The sequence below is a fragment of the Crinalium epipsammum PCC 9333 genome (assembly GCF_000317495.1).
Classification (GTDB): domain Bacteria; phylum Cyanobacteriota; class Cyanobacteriia; order Cyanobacteriales; family PCC-9333; genus Crinalium; species Crinalium epipsammum.
In genome coordinates this window covers 1107004-1122826 of the sequence record NC_019753.1, presented here as the reverse complement: position 1 = coordinate 1122826, position 15823 = coordinate 1107004, and the positions used below count along the sequence as shown (strand labels likewise).

Below are 15823 nucleotides of genomic sequence, written 5' to 3'. Positions count from 1 at the left end.
TTTATTAATACTTTTAAAACGAGTGCGAATGCACCTATCTTCACATCATTTAATAACTAACATCTCATTACCGCATTTTTGCAACTAATATAATTAAATTGCTGTTTTCTCCTCCTAAATATGCGTCGCGATACCATCTTCTACCAACTATTTGTGCAGTCCCCAACCCTGTTATTTGAGCTAATACCCCAACCCCCAGAAAACGCCAACGAATATATCTTTGATGCGTTAGAAGTAAAAGAAACTTCCTTCCGTATTGATGGGGTATTTATCCCACCAAATCCCCAGGGAATTATCTTCTTTTGTGAAGTGCAATTTCAACCAGATGAGTTGCTCTACGAAAGAATGGTAAGTGAGATTTTTATCTATATTTATCGCCACCGAAATTTATTTTTTGATTGGCGGGCAGTAGCGATTTATCCATCTCGAAATTTAGAACAAGAACGACGGGAAACCGTCAGAGAAATGTTAGATAGTGGCAGAATTATCAGAATTTATTTGGATGAATTGGGAGAGGTAGAAGAGTTACCAACAGGATTGGGTTTAATGGTGTTGACGACGCTCAATGGTGATGTCGCGGTGGAAAAAGCAAAGTGGATGATTGAGCAATCTAGCACACAAAATGAAGGACGTGCGATAATTGATTTAGTCTCAACGATTATTCTCTATAAATTTAATAAGCTTACTAGAGAACAGGTGAATACTATGTTAGGAATTAAGTTATCAGACATACGGGCAATTCAAGAAGCTAAAGAAGAGGGTCGCGTTGAGGAAGGTCAAGCATTAGTTAACAGACAACTAACCCGCAAATTAGGAAATCTTACCCCTGAACTACAAACCCAAATTTCCAGTCTTCCTATTGAGCAAATAGAATTGCTTAGTGAATATCTCTTAGATTTTAACACGATAGCCGACTTAGAAACATGGCTAAGAGATAGAAAATAGTTGCACATCCGGGCTTTTATCAGCAGGAATAAATATAATAATTCAATGACCCTAAAGCTTTATTTCCTCCGTCACGGACAAACTGCCCGCAGCCGAGATAATGTATTCTGTGGTGCAATTGACCCAGAATTAACCCCAGAAGGTTTAGAAATGGCAAAAGCCTTTGCCACTTTTTATAGTTCTACACTTTGGGAAACGATTTTTTCTAGCCCTATGCAGAGAACTATTAACACAGCGCAATTTCTATCTGACGAATTGGGTATCAAACCAGAATTACGCGATGGTTTGAAGGAAATTAGCTACGGTAAGTGGGAAGGGCAAACTATCGAAACTGTATCCCGTGAATATCACGATGATTATATTCGCTGGAAAGCTGATCCTGCTTGGTATCCACCAACTGAGGGAGAATTAGCCGTTGCGATCGCAGCCCGTGCAATGCTGGTAATAGAAGAAATTAAACAGCGTTATCCTACAGGCAATGTTTTAATTGTTTCCCACAAAGCAACTATCCGCATCACCTTATGTACCTTGCTAGGAATTGATGTCGGGCGTTTCCGCTATCGCTTAGGGTGTCCAGTTGCTTCGGTTAGTATAGTCGAATTTGGCACAAACGGGCCATTACTTCATGCTTTAGGCGATCGCACTCATTTAGATGAACATTTGCGTAACCTGCCTGGAACTTAAAAAAATTAGCAAATTAACCATAATATCCGTAGGGGCGGGTTGACAGATCAAATTTGCTACTAATCAATATCTTGATTTAACCCGCCCTTTCTTTATCTTTATCCCAAAAGCGTAAGTTTTATTTAAGAAACATTACCAAGCTTCTTCTGCACTGCATCACTCTTAGCAGGTTTGCCTATTTTACTAAGTAAACTAAAGCCGAGATACTGATGGGGTATTCCTAACAACTTTTGAGCATCCACTGGCTTTGTCAAAAAGTCAGTAGCACCAACCTTTTTAGCACGTACCCGATCAATAAGACCATCACTGCCTGTCAAAATAATAATTGGTGTATTAGCAAAAGCAGAAATTTTTCGTAACTGAGCGCAAATCTCATAACCATTGACAACTGGCATCATTAGATCTAAAAAAATTAAGTCGGGCTTCTGCTCAATCAACTTTGGTAAAGCTTGCATCGAATCCTCAATACCAAGAAATCGAAAGCCCTCTTGAGTGAAAATCCCTTCCATCATTTGGCAAGTTTGAGGGCTATCATCTATACAAGCTACCAGTGGGCTAAGTGATTGAGTTTGGGCAACTTTTAGTCCAGAGTTGTCAGCTACTTGTTCTTTAGTTGTTTGTGAGCCAGCTTTTGCATTAGCTTGAGTCACCATATCAGGCACTTCCACCAGCCCGATAATTCCCTGACCCATATAAGGAAGCAACGAACGAGAAAGCGCCACAAAGTTTTGCTTCATTTGTACTGCTAAATCGCGCAGTGTAGATTTGCCGTTAATCCTAGTTATAAAATTTTTATACGCAGCAGCAGAAGTTTGCTCTTGCAATTTTGATTGATTTCGTACCACTGGCGCTAAATTAGGAGATTGCTTTGTTAAACCAGCCTCACGCCAAGCTTTCCAAACTTGTAGAGTCTGCTTTAAAGTAGCTTCTGTAGAAAGCAAAGTTAGTGGAGGCTCTAAAATCTGCTGTTGATAATCGGTATAATTTAATGGCTGTAAAGCAGATTGCTGAACAATGTCAAATAATACTTCTGAAATCATCCCTGTAATTACAGCAGTTGCTTGTTGCTGAGTCATCTGCTGCTGTTTGACTAATATTCTCAAAGCATAATACTGTCCTTTATGTTCTCCTAAAGACTTATCAGAAGCAAAATCCTCGGTTTCTCTAATAGTTAAAGCTTTAGGGTTTACCTTCGGACAATGTTGCATTACTGTTCGCTGCCACCGTCTAGCCGGATGAAAGCCCCCAGTAGCCCAGATTAACTGTCCTTTGCCAAAAAATATACTCCAACAAACCCCTGAGTCAGACTTGATGTTCAGTCTGCCACTGAATTTTTCTTTAATAATTTTTTGGAATTGATGAATTAACAATTGATTAACCATAACTAGAATATTATTTTTTCAAAGATAATAAAGTCAGGAAAGCAGTTGGCATTTTAACTTATGTAAAGTTAAATCTTAATTACTTGCCGATTCTTAAAGAAATATTAACATTTATAAAAATTTTCAGCAAAAAATCACCATAACATTAAGAGAGCGATCGCACAGTAGCTCCACCTTAAAAAGTATAAAACCTCAATTCCCCCTCTCCCCTCCCCCAAGAAATAACTGCTATCTAGGCTAAGACTTCCACAGAGAACATTTTGTAGCTTTAGCAACCTGAAGTGCTTGAGATAATATATTTAAAGCTTTATCTTTTTGCCCGTCTGTGTTATAATTACTAGCTATAATCGCTAACGCTTCCGCTTTAGGAGAGTAGTTATCTATATTCTGAATGTTTCCAACTAGCTGCATAGCGCGATCGTATTGTTTTGCTTTGGCATACAAACCAGCTATTTGAGCTATTTTTTGGGCTTTGTTAGTAGCATCTTTAGTTCCTAGACTAATTTCCAAAGCTTGAGATAATACTTCCCTAAAATTTTGCATATCTTTTACTTTGAGATATTGTCTCGCTATCTTCATCAATACCTGAAATTTTGGATCAACATTATCTACAACTTGTGTAAGTTGCATAGCCTGACTATATTGTTTCGCTTGAGCATAATTACTTGCTATATCAGCCAACAAACGAGCTTGCTCATTCGCATCTTCTATCGTTTTAGTAACATCAGTAGCGTCAGATAAAACTGTTGTAAATTGCTGAGTTTTTCCCATTTTGTAATACACATTAGCAATTTTATTCAATTGATTCACTTGCTGAGATGAATCTTCTATTGTTTAGGATACTTGCAGTGCTTGGGATAATAATAAATTATTCATAACATTTTTATCATTAAAGGGCTGTTGTACGAGAGAAAGGGAACAACAGCTTAAACTTTTAGTCCTAAACTGCATGAATAAATTATTTGCCATTCTCGGAATTGCCTTAACTGTAGTTGGCATCGCTCCCGATGTCTATGCTGCTGATGTTCCCAACATTGTCATCCCCGCAACGAGTATAGAGGATTTTTACCAGCAAGGAATGCAAAAGCTGGAATTAAAAGATTTTTCAGGCGCGATCGCATCCTTTACTCAAGCACTTACCGCAAATCCTAATAATGCCGAAGCTTACCTGTATCGGGCGCTTGCTTATCAACGTGCAAATGATTATGAATCTGCCCTAGCTGATTTTAAATCGGCTTTACGCCTTGATACCAGCTACTCTGATCCGATTAAAACAGTTGAAAGACATCCAGAATTTAATTCAGTTTACCGAATTTTTAAAACTGCTCGCATTCAATATTTTACTGAAGCTATAGAGCAAAATCCCGATGATGCTCAAGCTTACTTCTATCGGGGAATTAGCCGTAAAAATGAAGATAATCAAGGCGCATTGGCAGATTTTACTACTGTAATTCGCCTGCAACCGAATAACGCAGAAGCTTATTTACAACGAGGACTTAGCCAAACATATTCTGACTCGGAAAAAGCACTAGCTGATATTAATGAAGCAATTCGCTTGCAACCCGATCATCCTGAAGCTTACTTTGCGCGTGGACAAATATATGTATTGTCAGGTAATTTAACCCAAGCATTGCCAGATATTGAAGCTAGTATTCGCCTGAATACTACAAATCCTGACGCTTATGGAGTGCGATCGCATATTCGTCATAAATTTGGAGATATTCCAGGTGCGATCGCAGATTTAGCACAAGTAATTCGCCTCAAACCCGATCAAGCTGCTGGACTTTATACAAACCGCGCAGAACTTTATCTAGAAATCAAAGATTATCAAGCTGCAATGGCAGATTTCACCCAAGCAATTCGTTATTCCAGCGATGTCAAAGATTTTATTGGTGGTGGTTATCCATCTTATATGGCATACGGGCGACGCGCTGCTTTGCGCTATCAACTCCAAGATTATCGAGGTGCGATCGCAGATTACACCCAAATGATTCGTGTTACTCCTCTTGGGAGTGCCTTCGACGGTGCAGTTAACTCTTCTGACATCTTAGCTGAGGTTTACTTTAAACGTGCCGAAGCTCATATCAAATTAAAAGATCAGCGCAGCGCAATTCAAGATTATCAAAAAGCAATTACCTATTTTCAGCAACGTGGCTGGATGACAGAAAACTATAAAAAAGCACTGCAACAGCTTAAAAACCTCCAAAGATAAGCAGCAATTATACCTATTTGGGATACTCCTTCTGCTGTAATAGCAATGCAGAAACGCTTCAAAAGTTCTCTTACCCTGTATTGAGCGCGAAATTCATCTCTATTCTATGCAAACGTGCCTAGTTATTTATACTGATCCCTTTTACAATTTCTCCACTATAATTAAACTCTTTATTTCCAAAACCTAGAAAAACAACGTTAGCATTAGCAAATCAAAGTATTTTGGATTTTTACTAGCTTTTATTTTTAAATAAAGCCATTTTTGTTTTTATATAACGCAAAATTCTGTTATATGGCATTTCATCTTTTTGATGACTTCATCCGTCTAAAGTTAGAGGCTTAAAATAATACCATTTATAAATCAGTTTTCAACATCTCTGTAAACATTTGCAATTATAATTTCCGGCGACAGTAGAAAAAATCCAGTCTGCCAAACCCCTATCAACTAACAATTTCAAGCAACATTATTAAATAGCAGCAAAAGAGAATTATCGTTGCTGATCTCTAGCTACAAAAGCGCCAAATTTATATATAGTCGGGATTTACAGAAAATTAAGTTGCCCCATATTGCTAAATAAAAAAATAAATTTATGGATGATACAAATAAACAAAAATAGTTAAAAAGCCGATAAAAATCTTTTATGTATGTGGGTGATTAAATATTTGAATGACAGCTAAAATTGCTATTTTTCTGCGAGTTATTACGGATTTTTTATGGCAACATGAGTTGGTAGTCTGTTAAGTGTTCATCAGCAAACGTTGATTGAACACGCAAGAATCAAAGGTTAGATTTGAGCCTTTTATTAATCCCCTTTTTACTTGGCTCTCATCTCAAATTTTCATGCACATCAAGCTATTAGCTCTTAGCGATCAGTCAGGGTTTAGCAGTCAGTTTTGAACTGACAGTATAGATACAAAATTTTTGTCTAATAGCTGAAACCTGATCACTGATAGCTAACTACTAATCGCTTAAATGACCTTTACCACTCTTATTAATGAATCAAAGATTTTGGATTAGCCTTCCTGCTGCCCTGTTAGCAACTCTGGGTACAACATTTTCTAGTTACGCCCAACCCCAGACAGCATTTGACAGTCAAAAAGAAGCATTAACCCAAGCAGAGATTTCAGAAAAAACCCAAAAAGCCGAACTTGGAAGTAGCGAATCAGATCTCAACAAAGGTTACGGAAAACGCAAGCGCTCATCTGGAAGTGGTATGGCTTCCTGGTATGGTGCAGGTCCAGGATATACAGCAGCCCATCGGACTTTACCCTTTGGCACCCGTGTACGAGTAACAAACCTCAACAATAATCGTTCCGTAGTAGTAAAAATCAACGATCGCGGTCCATTTATCGCGGGTCGAGTGATCGATGTTTCCGGTGCTGCCGCCAGTGTTTTAGGAATCAGAAGTTCAGGTGTAGCACCAGTGAGTATACAGGTTTTAGGCTCATAGTAATTGACCGATTTTGAACAGCCTTGTAGAGACGTACCATAGTACGTCTCTACATTCCCATGAAAAAAGATGTCTAATGCGTAAACCAAAACGAATTTAAGCCCGAAGGTAGTTTATTGCTGGCTGGAGATGAATTTAAGCTAAGACCTGTAGGTTAAAGTTTTTAGGAAAATTATTATGAGCGATCAGCCAATTCCTGGTCAAGCATTAAGCACAGATGAACCAATTGATCAAAACGATCCACATTTTGCGGAGATTCTTGACAAAATCAAACATCCTCCGTCAATTAATGAAACTTTAATGGCACAAAGTAAAGACGAGCTAACTAGCAACCCAACAGTAGTGCCTGAAATGATTAACGAGTCAGGAGATTTGAGAGGCGATTTGAAGCGGGACGAATAAAGCGTCTGTGCTGCTAATGCTAAGGATACAATGCAATCAAGGCAGATTTCTATCTGCTTATCCTAATGTCAGCTAAATCAGACTATGCTGCCTGTCATTTACTCGGATGAATTTCTCAATCATAAAACTGGTCGATTTCACCCAGAAAGACCAGAACGTTTAACGGCAATTGTAGAGGCATTAAAAGCTGCTCCTTGGGCAGACCAAATAGAGTGGCAGATACCGACACCACTCGTAACAAGACAAGTGATGCCTCTGCTACAACAAGTACATTCTCAAAGTTATATTGAGACTGTTGCACGCATCGCTCAATCAGGCGGCGGTAGTTTAGATGCTGATACCGCAGTTTCTCCTCAAAGTTATGATATTGCCCTACTTGCAATCAGTGCTTGGTTAGATGGGGTTGATCGCGTTTTAGCAAATAATAACCCAGCGTTTGTCCTGTCCCGTCCACCTGGACATCATGCTGAACGTAATACAGGCATGGGATTTTGTCTATTTTCTAATGCCGCGATCGCAGCTTACTACGCCCTAGATCAACAAGGTATCAACCGCGTTGCTATCCTTGACTGGGATGTGCATCATGGCAATGGTACACAAGCAATAGTAGAAACTGATCCCCGCATCGCTTACTGTTCTTTACACCAATCTCCTTGTTATCCTGGTACAGGCAAAGCAAATGAGCAAGGAAAACACCATAACGTCCTGAATTTGCCCCTCTCCCCTGGTAGCAATATAGAAGTGTATCAACCTCTGTTTGAACAGAAAATCATCCCGTTTTTGAAAAATTTTCAGCCAGATTTGTTAATTGTCAGTGCAGGTTACGATGCTACTGCTGCTGATCCCCTAGCTGGAATGGCTTTGCAACCCGAAGATTACGGATTATTTACTGAGTATTGTCTACAGTTAACTCGTCGGATTTTGTTTGGTTTGGAAGGTGGCTATGACCTCAATTCCCTTGCTCAGTCAGTATTACAAACGATTAAGCCTTGCTTGGTTTAACCATACTCATCATGCTCAACTGTTTTCTACGGCTTGAGGTATAGCTCAAATATCTATCCCCGTATAAATACAGGGGTAACATTTTGTTACAAAAATAGATATAGTGATATCTCGGTGGAACTAAACACCAAGTTCATAGACTATTAAAAACAGATAAGCAACAGCATTTAGCTGGAAGATGAAGCAATGACCACCTACATGACTTTAGAAACAGTACTACGAATCGTTGAAAATAGCTTTTTGGTAAGTGCGATCGCGCTGATAGCAGCTTCTTATATCGGTTTAGCAATCATTGACACACTGGAAAAATCTCAAGGGCATTCTCCTAAAGCCAAATGGTTCTCCTAAGTCAACTGGTTTTTGTAACAGTAGTAAAATAATTTAATTCATTAATGCGCTAAAGACCTATCCGAAAAGTGGTTGCAATTCATATTTTTAACCACAGATAGACACTCCTATTTATATAGATATTTAGTGATCTAATCGCGGATTTTTCGGATAGGCACTATGTACACGGTTTCGCCTCGTCACTACAAAACCTGCTGTATCCTATAGGGCTAAGGGTTGCGATCGCACTTATTTATAAATCTAAATTTCAATGCGTCCAGCTTAAAACGCATCAACAAAAGTTTTAAAATCCTCAGTCGTGGCTTTAATCTTAATAGCCGCGCTTTTTTTATAGCTAATATAGCAGGGGAGTAGGGAAGATTTAGATAATAAATTATTCACCTCTCACTTCTGAATCCTCACTCCTCACCCAATTAAACTGTGGATATTTCTGTTTTAGTCAAAACATTCGTAGCTGTATTTGTCCTGGCTGATGCAATAGGTAATTTACCAATTGTGATGGTTCTGACTAAAGGCATGGAACCAGAACAAAAAAGCGGTGTTGTAGATAGAGCTACTTTAGTAGCTACAGCAGTACTGCTACTATTTGCTTTTACTGGTCAATGGATTCTAAAATACTTAGACATCAGCATGGGTTCTTTGCGGGTAGCTGGAGGGCTACTGCTGTTGATTGTTGCCTTAAAAATGCTGGAAGGCGAATTAGATACACCCGTTGTAGAGGAACAGCGAGATGTGGCAATTACTCCCCTAGCTTTACCGTTGTTGGCGGGACCAGGAACACTAACTACAGTCATGCTATTGATGTCTGAATCTCCTGATCCTTATGGTCATCTAAGCGTAGCCATCGGAATTGTATCGGCAATGTTTGTGAGTTGGTTGATTATACGTCTGTCAGACCAAGTTGACAAATTAATTGGTCAATCTGGCGCAGTTATTATCACCAAGTTGTTAGGTTTTTTGTTAGCCGCTTTAGCAGTAGAAATCAGCAGTGCTGGTATTCGTGAATTGTTTCTTAGCTAAAAAGTGCGTTCGCTCCCCTCCAGCAGGGTTTAAAAAGGGGGAGAGAATCCCATCAAAGTCCCCCGATCTTCGGGGGATTTAGGGGGATCTGATCTGACGGGTTAGCCGTAAAGAATTCTCGTTCCCAGGTTCAACCTGGGAACGAATTAATCGAGGCTCCGCCTCTTAAGGAACATCGATCGCAATTAAAGCATTTTCCGGTAAATAACTACGGAAACAGCCATCATCAGACAAAACCAAAATCATTTGCAGAGGATAATCTGGCTGAATATGTAAATCTGCCCAAGGTACAGCCACCTCTAAGCAATTATCAATAGCTACTTGAGCGCGACTTAAACACGGATGCCATTCCCAATTTTCCCCAGCTTCCTGAAACTGAATTGATTGCGTCAGCAGATTAATTCCTAGTTGGTGGTGGAATTGATAATTTAGAGGCGCTTCATGCGGCACATCTGCTAGTGGTATTGGGCTATTGTGCATGGTTTTTTCAGGATAAAACCACAGCAAATTTAACTCAGAAGGGCAATCAACCCCTGGTTTAATTCCCGCCTTGAAATCTAACCGCAGATAGAAGTTAAGGTGATCCACTCCATACCAAAGCCGTTGAATGGTGCTGCTTTGGTGCATAGTACCCCGCGACCCACCAATTTCAATCCGACCCGCTTGATCCCAATCCTGCTCATCTCCGCGTCCATCTATCATGGGATGAATAAAACCTTCAGGTCGGTGATCGCTACGTGCCTGATGAACCTCTACATATTGCTTTAATTCTGGCGGAATTGGTTCATTTAATGCCTGATAAATAGCACTAAGGTGTTCGCGGAATAGCTCATCAAATACCGCATCTTGGTTGGAAGAATGACCTTCACCAAACCACCAAAACCAGTCAGAACCTTCTGCTGCATACAAAGCTTCCCAAGCTTCAGGATTATTTTCTTCTGTTGCTTCTGGATGGTTTGCCAAAACTTGTCGCGCTGCTGCTAATAGATCCCAAGCTTTATTCTTAGCAGGATCGCCTATCCAAGTTGTGAGACTGCCATCTACCCAAGAACCTGTATGTAGTTGATCTGCGGGTAATGTTTCGGTTGCTGGGAATTGCTCGAGAAATTCAGAAACCGTCACCAGTTTAATTTCTTTATGGTCGCTGAGAGTTTGATAGAGGTTTTCTAGGAAAGGTATACCATCTTGAGAGTAATGTTCCCAGCAATTTTCACCGTCTAAAGCAATTGTGACTAACCAAGGATTTTCGATAGTAGTACCACCGCCTGGTTGTCTGTGTTTGAGGGTACGTGCGATCGCTTCTAAGTGTCCCACTAAATCGCTTGCTGCCCGCCTTGGTTCCATTGAACCATAGCTAAACCCAATTAAATCGGATAAACGGTGGTCGCGGAACACCATCGCCAAGTCACCATGCTCAGTTTCCAGACGATAAGGGCGATATAACAATTCTGGTTCTAAAACATTTCCAGCACCATCACGCTGAAAGAAGCGATTGAGAGTAGAACCTAAAATAGCTTCATCAGAACATAGCCACTTAAAACCTTGTTCCGCAACATAAGGCAGAATTGCAGGGCTAACAGCTTGTTCCGAAGGCCACAAACCACGAGGCGTTACCCCAAAGCGGTCTTTATACATATACCAAGCTTTGTTTAAATGCCTGGGAATATCCTCTGACCATTGAAAACGATGCTGTGGCAAAGTCATATTTGGGATTGCCACCCGACCAACATTTGTATCTGCCAATAAAGGCAAAATTGGGTGAGTATAAGGAGTTGTAGTTACTTCTAGCTGCCCAGATTCTTGCATTTTGCGGTGCTGGGGAATAATGCGGCTCAAGATTTCTCGCTGCTTGGAGAAAATGCGTTGGCGATCGCCCAACGTAAAACCCTTCCCTTGCTGCAACCATTGAGCAATTTCTGGATCATCCCAAAACAAAGGGTCAAACCAAGCTAGATTGTGCCATGCCAGTAAATCACTATAATCTTGTGGAGTCCAATTTTCCAAGCACCACGCTTGTCCTTTATCCTGCCGTTGCTGGTAAAGTTCTGCATAACGGGGATGGGGATCAATCAGAGTATGGTGATTTGCATCAAAAAAATGCTGAATTATAAATTGATGTTGTTCCGCTCCTAGCTGTTCAGTTGGCGTTAGTGCCACAGTTAGATAAGGATCTAATGCCGTACCCGCGATGTAATCTTCTATTTGTAAAATCAGCGAAGGAACTAAGTTAACCGTTTGATGTAGCTTGGGATAACGTTCCAACAGCAGAATTAAATCCAGATAATCTTTAGTACCGTGCAAGCGTACCCAAGGCAAACGGTACTTACCAGGAGAAACCGAAACACTGTCACGGCATTTGTATAAAGGTTGGTGTTGATGCCAGATGAAAGCGACGTATAAAGGATGGGGCATATAACTGAAAGCTAAGTAATTAGTAAGTAGGTCAACCTACAAAATATAAAGTCATCATCCCACCTTAAGCCCCTCTCTTTGGTAAGGAGAAGGACAAAAAATGATGGCATATTTAAGTATGTTTAACTATTAGACATCTCCTTTCATGGAAATTTAGAGACGCGCCAGGGCGCGTCTCTACAAGGTGATCATCACTGCTCAGTTTTCTTGAAATTTAGTTGTTGAAAAGCTGGAGAGGATACATCTGTTTTCCAACTCTTGACTGGAGGTTTTTCGCGGTTAATTTCTCTCCGCGATCGCATTTCTACTTATTTTTTAAATTTTATTTAAAACAACAAAATGTTGATATTTACTAACAAAATAATAAAAAGACACCCTATTGGGTGTCTTAAATACTCAATCCTGAAATTAAAAGACTTGTTCAATCTCAGCAATTTCAGGGATAAATTCCATTAAGCGACGCTCAATTCCCATTTTCAGTGTCATAGCTGAACTAGGGCAAGAACCACAAGCGCCCTGTAGCCGTAGCTTGACAATTGGACCCTCTATCTCTACCAGTTCAACATTTCCACCATCAGACATTAAGTAAGGACGCAAATCATCCAAAACTTTTTCTACGTTTTCAGTAGTTAATTCCATTGTTTGTGTTGCCGACATCATTTACCTCTGTGAAGTGCGATTGTGCCACCCGTAGGCAGCTATTTTGATCCTAGTCCACCCGCAAAATAAAGGGGTGTTGTTACCAGCATAGGGAGCAGGGGGAGCTAAACAACTGCTGGTTCTAGCAATTTGACATTTTTATAATTAAACTCGGTCGTAGTCTGCTGACCTTGCTCAGTTGAATGCACTACTTGACGATTCATCACATAATAATCGCCCATCTGCTCATAGCTATCTTCAAACTTTAATTCTTTAATCAATTCATTTGTTTGAGGATTACGGAAGATCACATCATAGCCAGTTGACACATAACCTTTTCCTGTATCCAAGCTTTCCTGGGTATCAATTACAAAAGCCATGCGACCCATAACCCGACTAACTTGGCAAATTTCCTTACCCCTAATTTTATAGTTAGAACCCATCGCGTCGCCTTTGACGAGGATTTCTAAAGCACCTGTATCATCTTGACTGCCTAAAGTAAACTCATTTTTACCATGAGCTTTTTCAAAAAATGACCGTTTGCGGTGGGTGACTACATCCCTGAGTTGGGTATATATACTTTCTTGGACAGTTTCATCTTCTATCCCTGTAACTTCCACGCTCAAGTCTTTATTGATGCGAATTTTACCAGTGTAAACTTCCTCATTTTGCTTGAGTTCTATATCTGCACTGTAACCAGGAAAATTTTCGTCCCAAGTGTAGCGGTTTTCGTAGGCAACCTGAAATAAATCACGGGCGTTTTTTTGTTCTGTCATGATATCTTGATACAATCTACTTCTTGTTCAGTTTAAAAAGCTTTGCGGTTTTAGGGGGAGTAAACAGCAAATTTTAATCTGTTAACTGTTTACTGACTCAATCGTTCCATTCGCCTCTAGGCGGAACAGGCGGGTTGCGGGGTAGTGAGCGGGTCAATTCTTCATCTTGCTTTGTTTCCCCTCTAAGCCATTGTCTAACGGCTGTTTCAATCACCTTACTAGGATCATTAGTCAGGTGTTTGATTTGATTTAAAAGTTCTGGATCGAGACGGATAGAGATTTCTGCCTTGTCAGTCGCAGACTGGGAAGATAAAGTGCGATCGTTCATAGGTACTAAAAATTTAGGAAAATTTTAAATAGCAACTTAGGGGTGCGGTGATTGGCAGGGCAGTTGATGAAGTTGACTGGACATGGATAATTCCAGAATAGTTGATCTAGGGCTAACAGTGCTATTAGTATCAATTTTTCTTGAGATGAGATTATACGTCTTAGATGCGATCGCCCAATCTTACACCTATAATCTAGCTGCTAATAACAGGTGACTTCCTGCTACTATCTGCGGATAGACAACAGAAAGATTAAAATACATTAAGCCTACTCAAATTTTTATTACTGCTCAGTATACTGCTGCTCTTTATATCTATGACTGACGTTCCCGTTTCTCGTATTCGTAATTTTTGCATCATTGCCCACATTGATCACGGAAAATCGACATTAGCAGACCGACTCTTGCAAACTACAGGTACTGTACAAGCCCGTGAGATGAAGGAACAGTTCCTCGACAACATGGACTTGGAACGGGAACGTGGGATTACTATTAAGCTGCAAGCAGCGCGGATGAACTACACAGCCGCAGATGGCGAGCAGTATGTCCTCAACTTGATTGATACCCCTGGTCACGTGGACTTCTCTTATGAGGTCTCGCGCAGTCTGGCAGCCTGTGAAGGGGCGCTGTTAGTAGTAGATGCTTCCCAAGGGGTAGAAGCGCAAACTCTGGCTAATGTTTACCTTGCCCTTAATCATAATCTAGAGATTATTCCAGTCCTTAACAAAATAGATTTACCAGGCGCTGAACCAGAGCGAGTAAAATCTGAGATTGAGGAAATTATCGGGCTTGATTGTAGTGGTGCAATTTTGGCTTCTGCAAAAGAAGGTGTTGGGATTAATGAAATTCTCGAATCTATTGTTCACCTAGTCCCACCGCCAAGCGATACAGTTGCTCAACCGTTACGGGCATTAATTTTTGATAGTTACTACGATAGCTATCGCGGTGTGGTGGTGTACTTCAGGGTAATGGATGGGACAGTCAAAAAAGGCGATCGCATCCGCTTGATGGCTACTGGTAAAGAATGCCAGATTGATGAATTAGGTGTACTCTCACCTACCCAGGTACAACTAGAAGAACTTCATGCAGGGGAAGTAGGTTATCTCGCTGCGGCAATTAAAGCTGTGGGAGATGCCCGCGTTGGCGACACATTTACTCTTGTTAATGCGCCAGCAACAGAAGCTTTACCTGGTTACACCGAAGCGAAACCAATGGTATTTTGTGGCTTGTTCCCCACAGATGCCGATCAATACCCAGATTTGCGAGAAGCACTGGAGAAACTTAGACTTAATGATGCCGCACTCAATTATGAGCCAGAAACCTCTAGCGCAATGGGATTTGGTTTCCGGTGTGGTTTCTTAGGCTTGCTGCACATGGAAATCGTCCAAGAGCGGTTAGAACGAGAATACAATCTGGATTTAATTACTACTGCTCCTTCTGTGGTTTATCGGGTAACAACTATTAAAGGAGAAGTATTGTACATTGATAATCCTAGTCATCTACCCGATCCTCAATACCGAGACAAAATTGAAGAACCTTATGTAAAAGTAGAGATGATTACGCCAGAAGAGTACGTTGGCACGTTAATGGAATTGTGTCAAAATCGGCGGGGTATCTTCACAGACATCAAGTATTTAACCCAAGGGCGGACAACCTTAACTTATGAGTTACCACTAGCGGAAGTGGTGACAGACTTTTTTGACCAGATGAAATCTCGCACACGCGGTTATGCCAGCATGGAATATCAAGTAATTGGCTATCGCGAAAATACTCTGGTGAAATTAGACATCATGATTAATGGTGATCCAGTCGATGCTTTAGCAATGATTGTTCATCGGGATAAAGCCTATAATGTTGGTCGGGCAATGGCGGAAAAATTAAAAGAATTAATTCCCCGCCATCAATTTAAAGTACCGATTCAAGCAGCTATTGGCAGTAAAGTAATTGCGAGTGAACAAATTCCAGCATTAAGAAAGGATGTGTTGGCAAAATGTTACGGCGGAGACATTTCCCGAAAGAAAAAATTATTGCAAAAGCAAGCCAAGGGTAAAAAGCGGATGAAATCTGTGGGTACGGTTGACGTGCCTCAAGAAGCATTTATGGCGGTACTACGTCTGGATCAGGGATAAATTTTCTCCTGAAAAAATGCCCCAAAATTAAATTTTGGGGCTACTCAAACTTAAAATTGGCTGCGGATCGTGTTATTTTTTTTGTGATGAATGGGAA

The 15823-nt window shown here is 40.4% G+C and carries 15 protein-coding genes and 1 pseudogene; 10 read left to right on the top strand and 6 right to left on the bottom strand.

All coding sequences use genetic code 11. The features are described 5' to 3' along the window. Positions 1-120: 120 nt before the first annotated feature. Positions 121-945 (top strand): Rpn family recombination-promoting nuclease/putative transposase, encoded by an 825-nt coding sequence (locus CRI9333_RS04830; protein ID WP_015202041.1) that lies wholly within the window; start codon positions 121-123, stop codon positions 943-945. Between the two features lie 45 nt (positions 946-990). Beyond that, positions 991-1629 carry a histidine phosphatase family protein gene (locus CRI9333_RS04825; protein ID WP_015202040.1) on the top strand — a complete coding sequence of 213 codons (639 nt, stop codon included), beginning with the start codon at positions 991-993 and terminating at the stop codon, positions 1627-1629. Positions 1630-1751: 122 nt separating this feature from the next. Here CRI9333_RS04825 and CRI9333_RS04820 read toward each other — a convergent pair whose 3' ends face one another. Both CRI9333_RS04820 and CRI9333_RS04815 read right to left on the bottom strand, forming a co-directional pair. Continuing rightward, positions 1752-3011 carry a response regulator gene (locus CRI9333_RS04820; protein ID WP_015202039.1) on the bottom strand — a complete coding sequence of 420 codons (1260 nt, stop codon included), beginning with the start codon at positions 3009-3011 and terminating at the stop codon, positions 1752-1754. 237 nt (positions 3012-3248) lie between these two features. After that, entirely contained in the window at positions 3249-3812 is a 564-nt protein-coding gene (locus CRI9333_RS04815; protein WP_198013623.1) for a tetratricopeptide repeat protein, read from the bottom strand. Positions 3813-3960: 148 nt separating this feature from the next. Between CRI9333_RS04815 and CRI9333_RS04810 the strand changes: the two genes are divergently transcribed. The 6 genes and pseudogenes from CRI9333_RS04810 to CRI9333_RS04790 all read left to right on the top strand — a co-directional run bounded on the left by CRI9333_RS04810 (position 3961) and on the right by CRI9333_RS04790 (position 9445). Next, positions 3961-5223 carry a tetratricopeptide repeat protein gene (locus CRI9333_RS04810; protein ID WP_015202037.1) on the top strand — a complete coding sequence of 421 codons (1263 nt, stop codon included), beginning with the start codon at positions 3961-3963 and terminating at the stop codon, positions 5221-5223. A gap of 1198 nt (positions 5224-6421) precedes the next feature. Then, positions 6422-6673: pseudogene (locus CRI9333_RS27630) on the top strand (septal ring lytic transglycosylase RlpA family protein); the annotation flags it as partial. Between the two features lie 177 nt (positions 6674-6850). Beyond that, entirely contained in the window at positions 6851-7075 is a 225-nt protein-coding gene (locus CRI9333_RS04800) for a hypothetical protein (protein ID WP_015202035.1), read from the top strand. 84 nt (positions 7076-7159) lie between these two features. Further along, positions 7160-8077: a histone deacetylase family protein gene (locus CRI9333_RS04795; protein ID WP_015202034.1), complete on the top strand. Its 918-nt coding sequence runs from the start codon at positions 7160-7162 to the stop codon at positions 8075-8077. A gap of 186 nt (positions 8078-8263) precedes the next feature. Next, positions 8264-8425, top strand: a complete 162-nt coding sequence (locus CRI9333_RS27260) for a hypothetical protein (protein ID WP_015202033.1) — start codon at positions 8264-8266, stop codon at positions 8423-8425. A gap of 420 nt (positions 8426-8845) precedes the next feature. Next, complete coding sequence (locus CRI9333_RS04790; RefSeq protein WP_015202032.1) at positions 8846-9445, top strand: MarC family protein; 600 nt, start codon at positions 8846-8848, stop codon at positions 9443-9445. A gap of 165 nt (positions 9446-9610) precedes the next feature. Here CRI9333_RS04790 and CRI9333_RS04785 read toward each other — a convergent pair whose 3' ends face one another. The 4 genes from CRI9333_RS04785 to CRI9333_RS04770 all read right to left on the bottom strand — a co-directional run bounded on the left by CRI9333_RS04785 (position 9611) and on the right by CRI9333_RS04770 (position 13600). Beyond that, entirely contained in the window at positions 9611-11857 is a 2247-nt protein-coding gene (locus CRI9333_RS04785; protein ID WP_015202031.1) for a glycoside hydrolase, read from the bottom strand. 408 nt (positions 11858-12265) lie between these two features. Then, positions 12266-12514 (bottom strand): NifU family protein, encoded by a 249-nt coding sequence (locus CRI9333_RS04780; protein WP_015202030.1) that lies wholly within the window; start codon positions 12512-12514, stop codon positions 12266-12268. Between the two features lie 107 nt (positions 12515-12621). Further along, the gene (locus tag CRI9333_RS04775; RefSeq protein ID WP_015202029.1) at positions 12622-13272 is read right to left on the bottom strand and encodes a DUF3386 domain-containing protein; all 651 of its coding nucleotides are present in this window, start codon (positions 13270-13272) and stop codon (positions 12622-12624) included. A gap of 97 nt (positions 13273-13369) precedes the next feature. Next, positions 13370-13600, bottom strand: a complete 231-nt coding sequence (locus CRI9333_RS04770; RefSeq protein ID WP_015202028.1) for a hypothetical protein — start codon at positions 13598-13600, stop codon at positions 13370-13372. Between the two features lie 82 nt (positions 13601-13682). Between CRI9333_RS04770 and CRI9333_RS28045 the strand changes: the two genes are divergently transcribed. Continuing rightward, positions 13683-13814: a hypothetical protein gene (locus CRI9333_RS28045; RefSeq protein WP_269667514.1), complete on the top strand. Its 132-nt coding sequence runs from the start codon at positions 13683-13685 to the stop codon at positions 13812-13814. Positions 13815-13914: 100 nt separating this feature from the next. Beyond that, positions 13915-15726: a translation elongation factor 4 gene (lepA, locus tag CRI9333_RS04765; protein WP_015202027.1), complete on the top strand. Its 1812-nt coding sequence runs from the start codon at positions 13915-13917 to the stop codon at positions 15724-15726. The last annotated feature ends 97 nt before the right edge of the window (positions 15727-15823 follow it).